The organism is Kiloniella laminariae (assembly GCF_027214005.1).
Taxonomy (GTDB): domain Bacteria; phylum Pseudomonadota; class Alphaproteobacteria; order Kiloniellales; family Kiloniellaceae; genus Kiloniella; species Kiloniella laminariae_A.
This window is the reverse complement of sequence record NZ_JAPWGY010000002.1, coordinates 795,510-810,683: the sequence shown is the minus strand read 5'-3', so window position 1 is coordinate 810,683 and position 15,174 is coordinate 795,510. Positions and strand designations below refer to the sequence as shown.

The 15,174-nt window shown below is 52.8% G+C and carries 13 protein-coding genes; 12 read left to right on the top strand and 1 reads right to left on the bottom strand.

The window, feature by feature from the left end:
- The first annotated feature begins 10 nt into the window (after positions 1 to 10).
- The 10 genes from tolQ to glmM all read left to right on the top strand — a co-directional run bounded on the left by tolQ (position 11) and on the right by glmM (position 11,432).
- Positions 11 to 778, top strand: a complete 768-nt coding sequence (gene tolQ / locus O4H49_RS08470; RefSeq protein ID WP_020594399.1) for a protein TolQ — start codon at positions 11 to 13, stop codon at positions 776 to 778.
- A 1-nt stretch (position 779) separates the two neighbouring features.
- Positions 780 to 1,235, top strand: a complete 456-nt coding sequence (gene tolR / locus O4H49_RS08465; RefSeq protein WP_269422990.1) for a protein TolR — start codon at positions 780 to 782, stop codon at positions 1,233 to 1,235.
- Between the two features lie 19 nt (positions 1,236 to 1,254).
- Entirely contained in the window at positions 1,255 to 2,187 is a 933-nt protein-coding gene (locus O4H49_RS08460; protein ID WP_269422989.1) for an energy transducer TonB, read from the top strand.
- 27 nt (positions 2,188 to 2,214) lie between these two features.
- Positions 2,215 to 3,543, top strand: coding sequence for a Tol-Pal system beta propeller repeat protein TolB (gene tolB / locus O4H49_RS08455; protein ID WP_269422988.1), 1,329 nt, complete (start codon positions 2,215 to 2,217; stop codon positions 3,541 to 3,543).
- Positions 3,544 to 3,773: 230 nt separating this feature from the next.
- Complete coding sequence (gene pal, locus O4H49_RS08450) at positions 3,774 to 4,286, top strand: peptidoglycan-associated lipoprotein Pal (RefSeq protein ID WP_020594395.1); 513 nt, start codon at positions 3,774 to 3,776, stop codon at positions 4,284 to 4,286.
- A gap of 146 nt (positions 4,287 to 4,432) precedes the next feature.
- The gene (gene ybgF / locus O4H49_RS08445; protein WP_269422987.1) at positions 4,433 to 5,440 is read left to right on the top strand and encodes a tol-pal system protein YbgF; all 1,008 of its coding nucleotides are present in this window, start codon (positions 4,433 to 4,435) and stop codon (positions 5,438 to 5,440) included.
- Between the two features lie 37 nt (positions 5,441 to 5,477).
- Positions 5,478 to 6,812 carry a tRNA lysidine(34) synthetase TilS gene (gene tilS, locus O4H49_RS08440; RefSeq protein WP_269422986.1) on the top strand — a complete coding sequence of 445 codons (1,335 nt, stop codon included), beginning with the start codon at positions 5,478 to 5,480 and terminating at the stop codon, positions 6,810 to 6,812.
- 87 nt (positions 6,813 to 6,899) lie between these two features.
- The gene (gene ftsH / locus O4H49_RS08435) at positions 6,900 to 8,846 is read left to right on the top strand and encodes an ATP-dependent zinc metalloprotease FtsH (protein WP_269422985.1); all 1,947 of its coding nucleotides are present in this window, start codon (positions 6,900 to 6,902) and stop codon (positions 8,844 to 8,846) included.
- 85 nt (positions 8,847 to 8,931) lie between these two features.
- Entirely contained in the window at positions 8,932 to 9,993 is a 1,062-nt protein-coding gene (folP, locus tag O4H49_RS08430; protein WP_269422984.1) for a dihydropteroate synthase, read from the top strand.
- 83 nt (positions 9,994 to 10,076) lie between these two features.
- Positions 10,077 to 11,432: a phosphoglucosamine mutase gene (glmM, locus tag O4H49_RS08425; RefSeq protein ID WP_269422983.1), complete on the top strand. Its 1,356-nt coding sequence runs from the start codon at positions 10,077 to 10,079 to the stop codon at positions 11,430 to 11,432.
- Positions 11,433 to 11,505: 73 nt separating this feature from the next.
- Here glmM and O4H49_RS08420 read toward each other — a convergent pair whose 3' ends face one another.
- A complete protein-coding gene (locus tag O4H49_RS08420) occupies positions 11,506 to 12,888 on the bottom strand; it encodes a PLP-dependent aminotransferase family protein (RefSeq protein WP_269422982.1) in 1,383 nt (460 codons plus the stop codon).
- A 106-nt stretch (positions 12,889 to 12,994) separates the two neighbouring features.
- On the opposite strand from O4H49_RS08420, the gene O4H49_RS08415 reads away from it, so the two are divergent.
- Entirely contained in the window at positions 12,995 to 14,359 is a 1,365-nt protein-coding gene (locus O4H49_RS08415; RefSeq protein ID WP_269422981.1) for a pyridoxal phosphate-dependent decarboxylase family protein, read from the top strand.
- The gene (locus O4H49_RS08410) at positions 14,356 to 15,141 is read left to right on the top strand and encodes a PhzF family phenazine biosynthesis protein (RefSeq protein ID WP_269422980.1); all 786 of its coding nucleotides are present in this window, start codon (positions 14,356 to 14,358) and stop codon (positions 15,139 to 15,141) included. Before O4H49_RS08415 ends, O4H49_RS08410 begins: the two co-directional genes overlap by 4 nt.
- Positions 15,142 to 15,174 lie beyond the last annotated feature (33 nt).

The following is a 15,174-nucleotide window of genomic DNA, read 5'->3' as shown; positions in this document are numbered from 1 at the left end:
GTCAGATAAGATGGCAAATGAAGTTGTTGAGACAGTTGAGAGTGTTGCTCTTGGAGGGGAAGCCGTAGACGCCATTGCTCTTGGGGGTGCTGCTGTGCATGACCTGAGTGTTTGGGGGCTATTCCTGCAGGCTGATATCATCGTCAAGATCGTTATTTTCCTGCTGATCATGGCGTCGATCTGGTCCTGGGCCATCATGTTCGACAAGATTTTGAAGTTACGAAAACTTCGAAAACGGGCTGATCAGTTTGAAGACGCTTTCTGGTCAGGTGGCTCGCTTGACGACCTGTATGACAGAATTGAAAAGCGCCCTTCAGATCCCGTGTCGACGATATTTATTTCGGCAATGCGAGAGTGGCGCCGGGCCAGCAGCCGTGGCAACGGAAGCCGTACGGATCAGGCGCGGGTGAGTCTGCAACAACGTATTGACCGGGTTATGGATATCAGTCTTAACCGGGAAATGGATCTGCTGGAGCGCGGGATGGTTTTCCTTGCCTCTGTAGGATCCTCTGCTCCTTTCATCGGGCTCTTCGGAACCGTTTGGGGAATCATGAACGCCTTTACATCCATCGCAGCCTCGAAGAATACCAGCTTGGCTGTTGTGGCTCCCGGGATTGCTGAAGCCCTGTTCGCGACAGCGCTGGGGCTGGTTGCTGCGATTCCTGCTGTGTTGGCCTATAACAAGCTTTCCAGCGATATTGGTCGCTATGGTGCGCGGCTTGAGGCCTTCTCGGGTGAATTCAGCGCGATTCTGTCGCGTCAGCTAGAGGAACATTGAGATGGGGGCTCCTAGTCTCAGTGGCAGCAGTAGCAAGGGCGGACGTCGCTGGAACCGATCCGGTCGACGTCCAATGAGTGACATTAACGTGACTCCTTTTGTGGATGTAATGCTGGTTCTCTTGATTGTTTTTATGGTCGCGGCACCGTTGTTAACAGTTGGTGTCCCGGTGGATCTGCCTAAAACCCAGGCTCAATCGTTGAGTGAGTCGGAAGAACCCTTGGTGATTTCCGTAAATGCGAATGGAGAACTTTTCATTCAGGAGGCCCTGGTCGAGGAAGATCAGCTGGTCCCGCGTCTTCAGGCTGTGACGGAAAACAAACCTGATACCCGTATTTATGTTCGCGGTGACAAGGCGATTGACTATGGGCGTGTCATGCAGGTGATGGGGCTGGTGAACAGTGCAGGCTTTAGTAAAGTCGCATTGATTGCCGAGTTGCCTCAGAACGAAAAATAGACGGGAAGCCGCTGATATCATGCGTTCGAGCGTTGCTCTTTCCTTCTTTATTCATCTGGTTATCTTGCTGTTTGTGATCTTTGGATTGCCGCGGTTCAAGAAACCTTTTATGGCCGAGGAAATTGTCCCGGTTGAGTTGGTTATGCTGGGTGATCTGGAAGCGATGCCGGAGCCGGAAGAAAAACCGCAACCAAAACCGGCCCCTAAACCCGAGCCCAAAAAGCCTGAGCCGAAGCCCGAGCCTAAACCCGAACCAAAGCCTGAGCCGAAGCCGGAACCTAAACCGGAACCAAAGCCCGAGCCGAAGCCCTTGAAGGTTGAGGCGCCAGAGCCTGAAATCGTGCAGCCGCCGAAGCCTGAGGTGATTCCCGAGAAGCTGAAAAAACCGGAACCGCCTAAGCCGAAAGAGCCGAAGCCGGAACCTAAACCAGAGCCCAAAAAGGCTCCGGAAGTTGCGAAGAAGCCTGAGCCAAAGCCGGAACCAAAGAAAGAAGAGCCTAAGCCCAAGACGGATGCTTTGTCTTCGATCTTGAAAAATGTAGAAAAGCTCAAATCGGCGCCGAAAGAGACGCCGCCAACGACAAGCTCTTCTACATCAACAGCTCAGCCAACTTCGAACACCCGTCGGGCTTCTGCCAGCCAGATCAATGATATGCAGATGTATTTTCAACAGCGGATGCGTCAGTGCTGGCGTGTCGATGCAGGCCGCTTGCAGGCAGAAGATATGATTGTCGACATCAGCATTTCATTGCGTAGAGATGGCAGTGTGCAAAATGTTACAATTGAAGATCAGACGCGTTTCAATCGAGACGCATACTTTAGAGTTGCAGCTGAAGAAGCTCGCAGGGCCATTATCAGCTGTTCTCCCTATGCGGAACTCAAGCCTGACTTGTATACCGACTGGGAAACAGTACGTCTGCGATTCGATCCTTCATCCATGTTTGGGCAGTGAACAGGAGAAATAACGGTGAATTTATTAATGAATATACGTAATCTGGTTCTAGCTGCCGGAGCAACGCTGGGGATGATTGTTGCCAGTGTTCCTGCTCAGGCCGAGATCAACGTGAATATTTCTCAGGGCTTTGTGCAGCCTCTTCCTGTGGCGGTGTCTGATTTTCAGGGCGGGCAACCAGAAGATCAACTGATCGGGCGAGATATTGCCGGGGTTATTTCCGCGAATCTGGAGCGAACCGGTCTGTTCCGTCCGATTGACAGCAAGGCCTTTATTCAGGATGCGAACTCCCTGAGAGTAGGGGTTCGTTTTGGTGACTGGCGCCTGATCAATGCCCAGGCGCTTGTGACCGGAACAACCCAGGTTCTGGGTGACGGGAAGGTCCAGGTCGAATTCCGGCTCTGGGATGTTTATGCTGAGAATATGATGACGGGTTACCGTTATACGACGACACGCACGAATTGGCGTAAGGTTGCCCATCAGATCTCTGATGCGATCTATACCCGGCTTACCGGGGAAAGCGGATACTTCACGACTCGAATCGTCTATGTTTCCGAGACTGGTCCGCAGAATCGCCGTCAGCGTCGTCTTGCGATCATGGACCAGGATGGGTTTAACCATATTTTCCTGACCAGTGGCCGATTTGATGTCTTCACACCGCGTTTCTCACCAACATCACAGGAAGTAACCTATCTCTCTTTTGAAGGGAATGTACCGAAGGTGATGCTGCTTGATATCCAGTCCGGTAGAGAAGAGGTGTTGGGCAACTTCAAGGGGATGAGTTTTGCTCCACGGTTTGCCCCGGATGGAAATTCCGTGATTATGAGCCTTGCTGACAAAGGAAACACCGAGATCTATACAATGGATCTTCGGACCCGGAAATTTACGCGCCTGACCAACCACCCGGCAATTGATACTTCTCCTTCCTACTCTCCGGATGGCAGAAAGGTTGTCTTCAATTCGGATCGTGGCGGCAGTCAGCAGCTTTATGTGATGGATGCCAACGGCGGGAACGTGAACCGGATCTCTTTTAACAAGGGCCGTTATGCTACTCCTGTCTGGTCTCCCCGAGGAGATTTGATCGCCTTTACACGTATCTCTGGTGGAAAATTTTTCATTGGTGTGATGAAGGCAGATGGATCAGGAGAGCGGATGCTGGCTGAAGGGTACCATCTGGAGGGGCCGACCTGGTCGCCAAATGGTCGAGTCATCTCCTACTTCAAGCAGGGTAAGTCTGATAGCCGCGGTCAGGTTAAAAGCAAGCTCTATACCATTGATCTTTCCGGTTATAACGAGCGGGAAGTTGTGACTGTTCTGGATGGAGTTGACCCGGCGTGGTCGCCTCTGTTGCAGTAATGCAACAGGATGTGGTAATAATGCATTAGTTGCATTTATGTCATCATCTGTTGCTTGATAATCTCAGTCGATGCCGATATAGTCGTGGCGCTCACCGAATGGAGTCGTGTGCTAACAGATCTAGACGGTGCGACTAGGGGGTTTTTGAGTTTCTCCGGTGATCTTCCGCTTTCGGGCATGATCACCTCAACAATTAAGTATCCGGGTATTACTCGAGAGGGCAAAACACTATGCGCTTTAAGTTGCTCACCATGTTCGCCGCCGCATTGTTTCTAAGTGCTTGCGCCAGCAAATCAGATGAAAATGCAGGGGGGTCAAACGATGGGACGGCTGCGTCCACTGACCAGTCTTCCTCTGTGAGCTCATCTACAATTCAGGGTCCTCAGCCAGGCACTCTGGAACACCTTCTGGTTAACGTTGGGGACCGTGTGTTCTTCGGCTATGACCAGAGCGATCTGTCTGCTGACAGCCAGAAAACAACCGAAGCTCTCGCAGTATGGCTGAACAGCTATCCTGCGGTAACGCTGACCCTTGAAGGTCACGCCGATGAGCGCGGTACACGTGAGTACAACCTTGCACTTGGCGAACGCCGTGCAAACTCCGTACGTGATTATCTGGTTGCTCTGGGTGTAAACCCAAGCCGCCTGCAGGTTGTAAGCTTCGGTAAAGAGCGTCCAGCTGTTCTCGGTTCTACCGAAGAAGCTTGGGCCCAGAACCGTCGCGCAGTTTTCGCTGTAAACTAAGCGTAAATACTGGCCTATAAAAATCCCGTCTGGTGATGCCAGACGGGATTTTTTTTCGCTTTGTGGTGCCACATTCTTACCAAGATGGTGCGATACAAGGCTGGTGAAATACTTTAATTTGAAGATTCAAGATGAAGGTGTCTGTGATGAACACGAATTTGAAAAGATTTTGTTTTGCCATGACGGCTGCGGTTGTGTTGCTGGCGTGGCAGCCGGCTGCCTGGTCACAGAGCTCCCAGACACAGGGACTGGTAAACAAGATCGATCGTTTGCAACGTGAACTCCAGACACTTCAGCAGCATGTTTACCAGGGCAAGGAACCATCTGCCGCTGATCTGGCTGCTGTTTCCAGTGGCGATGCCGGGGGTGCCGGAACAGCGCGCCTTGAATTGCGCCTGTCCCAGTTGGAGACCGAAATGCGCAATCTGACGGGGCGCTTTGAAGAGGTGAATTACCGGATCGACCAGCTGAGTCAGCGCATGGACAGGCTGATTGCAGATACAGACCTCAGATTACAAAATCTTGAAAATGGAAATCAGGGGTTGTCCCAGCAACCGCTTTCGTCTGGTGGACAGCTTGGCAGTTCGTCAGCACAGCCTCCTGCTTCAAATCAGCCGGGTGTTCTGGGGTCTATCAGCGCAGACAGCCTTGAGAACCAGCAGCAGGTCGCGACAGCACCAACGACACCCGTCGACAGTCCTTCACCACAAAGTCTGATCCAGGGAGGCCTGCGTACCGACGAAGTCGGTGGGTATAATCTTCCAGGTGATACGCCCAAAGAGCAGTATGACTTCGCTTTTGGTTTGTTGCGCCAGGCTCGGTATGATGAGGCCGAACAGGCGTTTTCCACCTTTGTTGAGCGCAACCCCGAAGATACTCTCGCCGGGAACGCAACGTACTGGTTGGGAGAAACCTATTATGTGCGTGGGGATTATCAGCAGGCTGCAGTTACTTTCGCTGACTCTTTCCAGCGCTATCCCAACAGTTCCAAAGCACCGGATAATCTGCTTAAACTGGGGCTTTCCCTTGGATTTCTTGGCAGTGCCTCAGACGCCTGTGGAACATTTGGTGAGTTGCTTAACCGCTATCCCAGTGCATCCTCTATCATCAAACAACGTGCTACCCAGGAAATGCAGCGCCTGAACTGCCAGTAAAACCTGTCGGGCCTGCCCTGTTGATTGCGAGTGAGCTGTGCGTGATGCTTTTGATTTGACGTCCGCTGTTTCTGATTCCGAGTTTGCTGCCCTGATGACACGTATTCCCTTGATGGCGATGGGTAATCGCTTGGGAATAGCCGTTTCAGGGGGCAGCGACAGCATGGCCTTGACCCTTCTTTTGTCCCGTTGGGCAAAGGTTCGGGATAAAGCTGTTTTCACGGTAACGGTTGATCATCAGTTACGCAGCGAATCCTCTGCTGAAGCTGCCTGGGTGCAGGCACGGCTGTCTGATGAGGGAATCTCCCACGATATTTTGCCATGGACAAACAAGGTGGCCGGGCGCGGCAGTTTGCAGGTGCAGGCGCGAAAAGCCCGCTATGAAATGTTGAGCCGCTGGTGTCATGAAAAGGAAATCCGTTTTCTTGCCCTGGCGCATCATCAAGATGATCAGCTGGAAACCCTGCTTCTTCGATTGCAAAAACACAGTGGTCCTGATGGTTTGGCTGGCATGTCCCTGCTGCGTCGGGAAGCAGATGTCATGTTGATAAGGCCTTTGTTATCTGCGTCGAAAGCGAGATTGGTTGCAACGTTAAAAGACCGGGGGTGGGGCTGGATCGAAGAAGCAAGCAACTACAAGGATGACTATGCACGTAATCGTCTGCGTCGCGCGATGCCGTTTCTTGAGCAGCAGGGAATCAGGCCAGAGACTCTGACCCGTATTGTACGGAGTCTGGGACGAATCAGACGGAATTTACAAAGCAGGACCGACCACTTTATTGACCAGCATGTCGTTCTGCATCCGGAAGGTTATCTTTCTGTTGATCTGAGCGACTCGGCGGTAATTGATGAAGAGCTGTTCTGCCGCGCTCTTGTGCGGGGGCTTCTGACCGTGGGGGGAGGAAGTTATTCTCCCCGAACAGCACAAATTCAAAAACTGGTACAGGATCTTCTGGGCAGACAGAAAGATAGAGCTTCACTTGGCGGCTGTTATCTTTCGGTCACAAATGACAGACTGTTTGTTGTTCGGGAAAACCGGAATATAGAAGATTGTACGCTGGAGGAAGGCGAATTCCTCTGGGATAACAGGTTTCACGTCTTTGTTGATGCGAACCCGTCTGTGAAGGGAATGTTGCTGAAGGCTTTGGGAAGAAGAGGGTGGCAGCAGCTCTCGGAGATTTTTCCAGAAGCGAAAAAAAGCGCTATTCCTTTGGCGGGTCGTTACTCACTGCCTGCTGTTTTTTCTGGGGATAAAGTCATATTTGTACCTCATCTTGATTATTCCCATGCGGACTGTAGGGGGCAGCAGAGCATAAAAATGCGCTTTGAGCCAAAAAATATACTCTTTTCTCCCCCCTTTACTGTTGCTTAGGGGCAGAAGCGCATTATCTTCTAGGAAGAACTGATTTATGACGCAGCCCCCAAGAGAGGGCTGCATAGATTTTGGAAGGCCTATACCTTGAATTTCAGCCGTAACGCAGCCTTGTGGATCGTCGTAGGCGTGCTCCTTTTTACACTTTTTAACCTGTTTCAGGGCTCTGGAACCCAGGGCAATCAGCAGCAGATTGCCTATTCTGATTTTATTGCCCAGGTGGAAGAAGGTCAGGTCACAAATGTAATTATCCAGGGGCATGAGATTAAAGGGCACTTTAGCGATGGGCGCCAGTTCCAGACCTATGCCCCTGAAGACCCCCAGATGGTCGAAATGCTTCGCAAGAGCGGCGTGACTGTAAAGGCCATGCCACTGGACGAAGGAAATACCCTTCTTCAGATCCTGATCGGCTGGTTCCCGATGATCCTGTTGATCGGCGTCTGGATCTTTCTGTTCCGCCAGATGCAGGGCAATAGCGGCAAGGCCATGGGCTTTGGCAAAAGCAAGGCAAAGCTGCTGACAGAAAAGCAGGGGCGGGTTACCTTTGACGATGTTGCTGGCATTGACGAAGCGAAAGACGAACTTCAGGAAGTCGTTGATTTTCTGAAAGACCCGCAGAAGTTCCAGCGCCTTGGTGGCAAAATCCCTAAGGGTTGCCTTCTGGTTGGACCTCCAGGAACTGGTAAAACTCTTTTGGCCCGGGCCATCGCCGGTGAAGCGAATGTGCCGTTCTTTACTATTTCCGGTTCGGACTTTGTCGAGATGTTCGTTGGTGTTGGTGCCAGCCGTGTCCGTGACATGTTCGAACAGGGGAAAAAGAATGCTCCCTGTATCATTTTCATTGATGAGATTGATGCTGTTGGTCGTCACCGTGGCGCCGGTATGGGCGGCGGGAATGACGAGCGCGAGCAGACCCTGAACCAGTTGCTGGTTGAGATGGATGGTTTTGAATCCAACGAAGGTGTCATCATTATCGCTGCAACCAACCGTCCTGATGTTCTGGATAATGCGCTTCTGCGTCCAGGCCGTTTTGACCGTCAGGTTACCGTGCCGAACCCGGATATTCTCGGTCGCGAAAAAATCCTCAAGGTTCACCTGCGCAAGGTACCATTGGCACCAGATGTGGATGCCCGTGTCGTTGCCCGTGGAACACCGGGTTTCTCTGGTGCTGCTCTGGCGAACCTGGTGAACGAGGCCGCATTGCTGGCTGCGCGTGCTGGCAAGCGTGTTGTGACCATGTCTGATTTCGAAGATGCCAAAGACAAGGTGATGATGGGGGCTGAAAGGCGCTCCATGGTCATGACAGACGAGGAAAAGGAAATGACGGCCTATCATGAGGCTGGCCATGCACTGGTTGGTATTCATGTCAAAGGCAATGATCCGCTGCACAAGGTGACAATCATTCCCCGTGGACGTTCCCTTGGTGTGACCATGAACCTGCCGGAACGGGATCGTCTCGGGTATAAGGTGATGGAACTGAAAGCACGCCTTGCCATGATGTTTGGCGGCCGTGAAGCTGAACAGTTGGTTTATGGACCTGATAACGTCACCACAGGTGCCGGGAATGATATCCAGCAGGCGACGAACATGGCCCGTGCCATGGTGATGGAGTACGGTATGAGCGACAAGCTTGGCCGTCTGCGTTATGTGTCTCGTCAGGATGATCCTTTCAATTATTCCGGAGGCGGGGATAACGGCCTCAGTGTTTCCGGCGCAACTCAGAAGATGATCGATGACGAAGTCAGAAGCATCATCGAGGAAGCAGAGACATTGGCGCGGGATGTTCTGACCAAACACCGCGATCAGCTGGAGGCGATTACGAAAGCTTTGCTGGAGTATGAATCTCTCAGTGGTGATGAGGTCCGCAATCTTCTTGAAAAAGGCACGATTGATCGCGACGACGATAACGGCCACAACAAGGCTGCTGATAAACCCCGCAGTTCAGTACCATCCAGTGGTAAGGCACCGCGGGAGGAAGAAGACTCTTCACCCGAGGACGGGGGAGTAACCCCAGAGCCACAACCCGGTAATTGATCCGTTTTGTTTGCTTAAGTCTATGAAGACATGCCAAGGCCTTCCTTAAAGGGGAGGCCTTGGCGCTATCTAACAGGTTCTTGTCATGACTGGTGATCTCTATATTCGCCCGCTCCACATTTCTTCTGAAAAAGACAGCCTGCCTGGTGCCGCTCCGCTGCTCGGCTCAGGGGCATACTATTCGGCAGCTGAAGTGACACTTCGATCTTCTGATGGAAGTATTGCCCGGCGGGAAATTGTCGCTTCGGGAGAGATCCTTTCCTGGGTACGGAACAAGAGCCCGCTGCACGCGCATAAAGCTGTCGAGATCCTGAAAAAACTTTCAGCTAAACGCCCGGATTTTGCTGGTCTGGATATGACACAGCCCCAGATCATGGCCGTGATCAATGTGACGCCGGATTCTTTTTCGGATGGCGGAGATCGCTATGATCCCGCCCGGGCGGTTGATGATGCCCTGAGAATGCGTGAGCTCGGGGCGAGTATTCTGGATGTCGGAGGCGAATCAACCCGGCCTGGTGCTGAACCGGTCAGTGAGGATGAAGAACTCCGTCGTGTTCTTCCTGTCATAGAAAAGCTTGCGGAGGCGGGCGCGCTGGTCTCGATTGACACGCGGCATGCCCGGGTAATGCGGGAAGCCGTCGCCGCGGGGGCTGGCATCATCAACGATGTCACGGCCCTGGAAGGGGATAAAGACAGTCTGGAAACAGCAGCTCTTGCGGGCGTCCCGGTTATTTTGATGCACATGCAGGGCACGCCCCAGACGATGCAGGACAATCCTTGTTATCAGGATGTTGCACTGGATGTGTTTGATTATCTCGAGAAGAGAGTTGCTGCCTGTGTTGCAGCAGGTATCCCGCGGGAGGCAATTGCTGTTGATCCGGGAATCGGTTTTGGCAAAACGACAGAACATAACCTGAGGCTGCTGGATGCCCAGGCTCAGTTACACGGGACCGGCTGTCCTCTGTTGCTGGGGGTCAGCCGGAAAGGTTTCATCGGCAAGCTTTCGCGCAATGAAGAACCAAAGGCACGCGTCGCCGGGTCTCTGAGTTGTGCTCTGGCTGGCTTGGAGCGGGGAGTGCAGATGTTCCGTGTCCATGATGTCGCTGAAACAGCACAGGCCTTTGCAATCGCAAGGGCAATCTCCTAGGGTGTTAAATTGAATTTGGGCTCATGGTGCCCAGGCCAGAGTCGAGAGACAGGCTGAGTTTTGGTGTTGGAGAAAATAAACAGATGAGCCGGAAGTATTTTGGAACAGACGGGATCCGGGGCAAGGCGAATGAAGCGCCAGTAACAGCAGAAATTGCTCTGGCTGTTGCCAAGGCTGCAGGGGCTCAATTCCAGCGCGGCAACCATCGGCATACTGTTGTGATCGGCAAGGACACCCGCTTGTCCGGTTATCTTCTGGAACCAGCCATGACAGCCGGCTTTATCTCTGTCGGGATGGAAGTCGTGCTCCTGGGCCCCCTGCCAACTCCTGCTGTCGGGATGCTTACCCGCTCTTTGCGAGCTGATCTTGGTGTGATGATTTCCGCTTCTCACAATCCTTATGAGGATAACGGGATTAAACTTTTTGGTCCGGATGGCTTCAAGCTTTCCGATGAGGTGGAAATCGAGATTGAAAAGCTGCTGGAAGATGACAAATCTATTCCTCTGGCACCCAGCCATAAATTGGGGCGGGCCAGAAGACTGGATGATGCGCTTGGCCGTTATATCGAGTTTGTTAAAAATACCTTCCCCAAAGACCTGCGTCTCGATGGTCTCAAGATCGTTGTTGATTGTGCCAACGGCGCGGCCTATCGCGTGGCCCCAACAGTGCTTTATGAACTGGGTGCCGAGGTTGTTCCGGTTGCGGTGTCACCTGACGGCTTCAATATAAATAAACAATGCGGGGCGACCGCGACCAACCTGATGCGTGAAACCGTTGTTGCCCATGGGGCTGATCTTGGTATTGCCCTTGATGGAGATGCGGATCGCTTGATCCTTGCGGATGAACATGGGCAGATCGTCGATGGGGATCAGGTCATGGCGTTGATTGCCAAGACTCTTAACGAAGCCGGGCAGCTCAAGGGCGGCGGTGTTGTCGCGACTGTCATGTCCAATATGGGACTCGAAAGATACCTAAATGGCCTAGGGCTTGATCTGATAAGAACACCTGTTGGTGATCGTTATGTGGTTCAGGCAATGCGGGAGCAGGGCTATAATCTGGGAGGAGAGCAGTCAGGCCATATGGTGTTGAGTGATCATGCCACAACCGGAGATGGTCTGATCGCAGCGTTGCAGGTCCTCGCTGCTCTTGTTCGGGCGGAACGCCCTGCAAGTGAGGTTTTGCGTGGCTTTACGCCTTTGCCGCAATTGTTGCAAAATGTCAGGCTGAGCGGTGGGGTACCCCTTGATGATGTTCTGGCCATGGACGTGGTTCAGGCTGCTATCCGGGTTGGGGAAAGTCAATTGAATGGTCAGGGCCGGGTTCTTATTCGCAAATCCGGTACCGAGCCGTTGATCCGAGTTATGGCGGAAGGGGAAAACTCCGCTCTGGTCAAAAGTGTCGTTTCAGATATTGCCTCTGTCATCACTGACGTCGGTTAACGTATTGGGGGGATCTTTCCTGGTCTTGGCCAGAAAGGGAACTCGACAAGACAAAACTGGAATGGCGTCTGTATTAGAAGACCAGTGAATCAACGTCTGGCCCCTTGTTGAGCAAGTTCAGCAGAATCTCGAGACCCCGGGTCATCTTTTCATCACTCTCGGGTTGCCCCAGACAGATGCGTACCGCATGCGGCGGGGCTTTCCTTCCCACGACAAAGGGTTCCGAAGCCGTGATCGTCACGCCAGCTCTTCCGGCAGCGTGCATGAATTGGCTGGATCGCCAGGGGGCTGGCAGGTGAAGCCAGATGTAAAGTCCTCTGGCTTCGCTTTCGATCTCGTAATTGGTGAATATCCTGCGGGCAATCTCGACCCTGCGTCGGGCACCCTCTTTCCGACCTTCCAGAATGCGTTCAGCCGCCCCGCTGATGATCCAGCGGCTGGCAATTTCTGCTGTGATGGGCGAAGCCATCCAGCAGGTAGCCCGTACAGCCGAAATTAGGCTGGGGATGCTGTGTTGGGGTCCTGTCATATAACCGACCCGCAATCCTGGAGCTACGGTCTTTGCCAAAGATGTAATGTAGTAGCTCCGCTCCGGTGCCAGGTTGGTGATGGGGGGCAGGGCATTGTCGACAATCAGGCCGAAGACATCATCTTCGATAATCGAAACACGATAGCGCCGTGCGATATCGGCAATGGCCTGACGTCGCTCCATCGAAAGGAGGCGGGTCGTCGGGTTCTGGAAATTGGGCACACAATAGAGAAATTTTACATCCCCGGTCTGGCAGGCTTCTTCGAATGCCTCAGGCAGAATACCATTGGCATCTATTGTCAGGCCCTCAAGACGCAGCCCCAACATCCTGCAGACAGACTGTATCCCTGGATAGGTCATCTCTTCACACAGAACCCGGTCACCCGGGCGGGCTGTCGCTGCCATGGTTACGGCAATGGCGTGGTGTGCTCCTGCGGTGAGGACAATGTTATCGGGCTCTACGGTCAGACCGTTTAATTCCAGCCATTGCGCGCCAGCTTCGCGATGGTTTTTCAATCCGGCATGGGGCTGATAACTCAGAAGCCGGGAAAGATCTGGTCCGGCAGATATGGCTTGCAGAGTCGTTGCCATCTCTTTTTCTTCAGTATCCCCTGGTGGCGGATAGGCAAAATCCATCAGGATAATGTTCTGGTCCTCAAAGCGGGACGGTCGCAACATATGCCGTTCAGCAGGTGAGGGACCGTGTACAAAAGTACCACGTCCAACTTCCCCAAAGGTCAATCCCCGGCGTTCAGCCTCGGCATAGGCCCGGCTGACTGTTCCTACAGTTACGCCCAGATGCCAGGAGAGATCCCGGTGGGTAGGCAAACGATCACCCTGCTGCAAGAATCCGTTCCGGATATCTTCAGACAAGGCATCTGCGATGGCGATATAACGCGCCCCCGCACCGAATTTAACTTTTGGCATCCAATTTGTCATGGTGACAATGTATCAATTGACCCCGAATAAAATCAAGATTTAACTGTGACAATTGTTGAATTTGTCTAAGTAATCGGAAAAACAGGGGCGGACAATGAGCCGGGAACTGCTGAATAAAGCCAGGGAAAGAGCAGAACACTTTCTGGAGGAAATTGATTCTCGACGGGTTTTCCCGGATCAGGCGGCCCTGACAGGGCTTTCTGGGTTTGAGGAAGTGTTTCCAGAACAGGGGGCTACAGAAGAACAGGTTCTGGAGCTTCTTGATCGTTATGGTGCTCCGGCGACAGTGGCTTCTGCCGGACGGCGATATTTTGGGTTTGTCGTCGGTGGGACTCTCCCCGTAACGATAGGGGCCAATTGGATGGCCACCGCCTGGGATCAGGTTGCTTCCTCAAAAGTTACCTCGCCAGTAATGGACAAGATTGAACAGGTGACCTCTGGCTGGTTGCTTGATGTTTTGGATCTTCCAGAAGAATCTGTGGTTGGTTATGTGACCGGGGCGACCATGGCAACCTTCACAGCCCTCGCCGCGGCCCGGCACAAGCTGTTGGCACGGCAGGGGTGGGACGTTGAAGGCAGAGGCCTGTTTGGGGCACCCGAGATCAAGGTGGTCGTGAGTGATGAGGTGCATGTCACAGTATTGAAGGCATTATCGCTGCTTGGCTTCGGTAAAGAGCGAGTCGTCCGGGTTCCCACTGATGCTAATGGTGCGATGGATATTGCCAGCCACCCTGAGCTGGATGATATGACAATTGTCTGTGTGCAGGCGGGGAATGTGAACAGTGGTGCTTTCGATCCCGTTGCGGAGATCTGTGGCAGGGCTTCAAAAGCTGGTGCCTGGGTTCATGTAGATGGTGCTTTTGGCCTCTGGGCTCGAGCAGCCAAAGAACTGAAACATTTGACTGCTGGTGTTGAGAAGGCAGATTCCTGGGCAACAGATGGCCACAAATGGCTCAATACCCCCTACGATGCCGGCGTGGTAATCTGTCGGGACCAGCAGTCGCTTTACCAGGCAATGTCTGTTTCTGCGGCCTATCTGCGTGAGATAGATACTGCGGCACAAAATTATATGCCGGAATTCTCTAAACGTGCGCGGGGACTGGAAATCTGGGCAGCTCTCAAGTTTTTGGGGCGGAACGGTGTCGATGAACTTGTGACGGGGTGTTGTCAGCGGGCAAGGCTTTTCGCCCGTGGTCTTGAAGGACTGGGTTTGACCATCCAAAATTCAGTGGTCCTCAATCAGGTGGTGGTGTCGTGGGACAGTCCCGAGAAGACCGAGGCTCTGATGCAGGCCGTACAGAAAGAAGGGACCTGCTGGTTTGGCCCCACGGTCTGGAAAGGCAAGGCCGCTTTCCGAATTTCAGTGTCATCCTGGAAAACCACGGAAGAAGATATCCAGCTTTCTCTGCAGGCTATTAAGAAATGCATGGCGACTGTAAACGCAGGGGGCAAGGCATGAAGCAGGCATTTCCAGTTTATCAGGTCGATGCTTTTACAAATGAGGTTTTCGGGGGGAACCCCGCTGCAGTCTGTCCATTGGACAGCTGGTTGGCGGATGATCTTATGCAGAAGATTGCTGCAGAGAATAACCTTTCTGAAACGGCTTTCTTTGTTCCGGGAAAGGAGGGGTATCATTTGCGCTGGTTTACCCCGACACACGAGGTTGATCTCTGTGGGCATGCAACATTGGCAACAGCGCATGTTATTGCGACCGAACTGGTCAGGGGCACATCGGAAATTACGTTTGAAACCCGGAGCGGGGTGCTGCGTGTCTCTTGTGAAAGTGATGGCTATACGCTGGATTTTCCAGCCCGGCCACCTGTTGACTTTGCAGATGATGGGCTTGTTGCCGCGGCAATCGGAGTCCAGCCGCTGTCTGTGCTGAAATCGACAAAAATGCTGGCAGTATTGGCAGACGAGGATCAGGTCCTGGCTGTTGCCCCTGATCTGGTGAAGGTGATGGCACTTCCCTCAGACGGTTTGATTGTCACGGCACCGGGTAAAAAACATGACTTTGTCTCCCGGTATTTTGCGCCGCATTGCGGTATTCCCGAAGATCCTGTGACGGGTTCTGCCCATGTGACGCTGACACCTTATTGGAGCAAGCGTCTGGGCAAGAAAGAGATGTTTGCCAGACAGGTCTCCCAGCGGGGTGGCGAATTGTGGGTCAAGGATTGCGGTGACCGGGTCCTGATGCGCGGAGCTGCAGTCCTTTACCTCAAGGGTTTTTTCTATATCTGATTTTATCAATTCCAGCCGGGAATATCCGGGAAT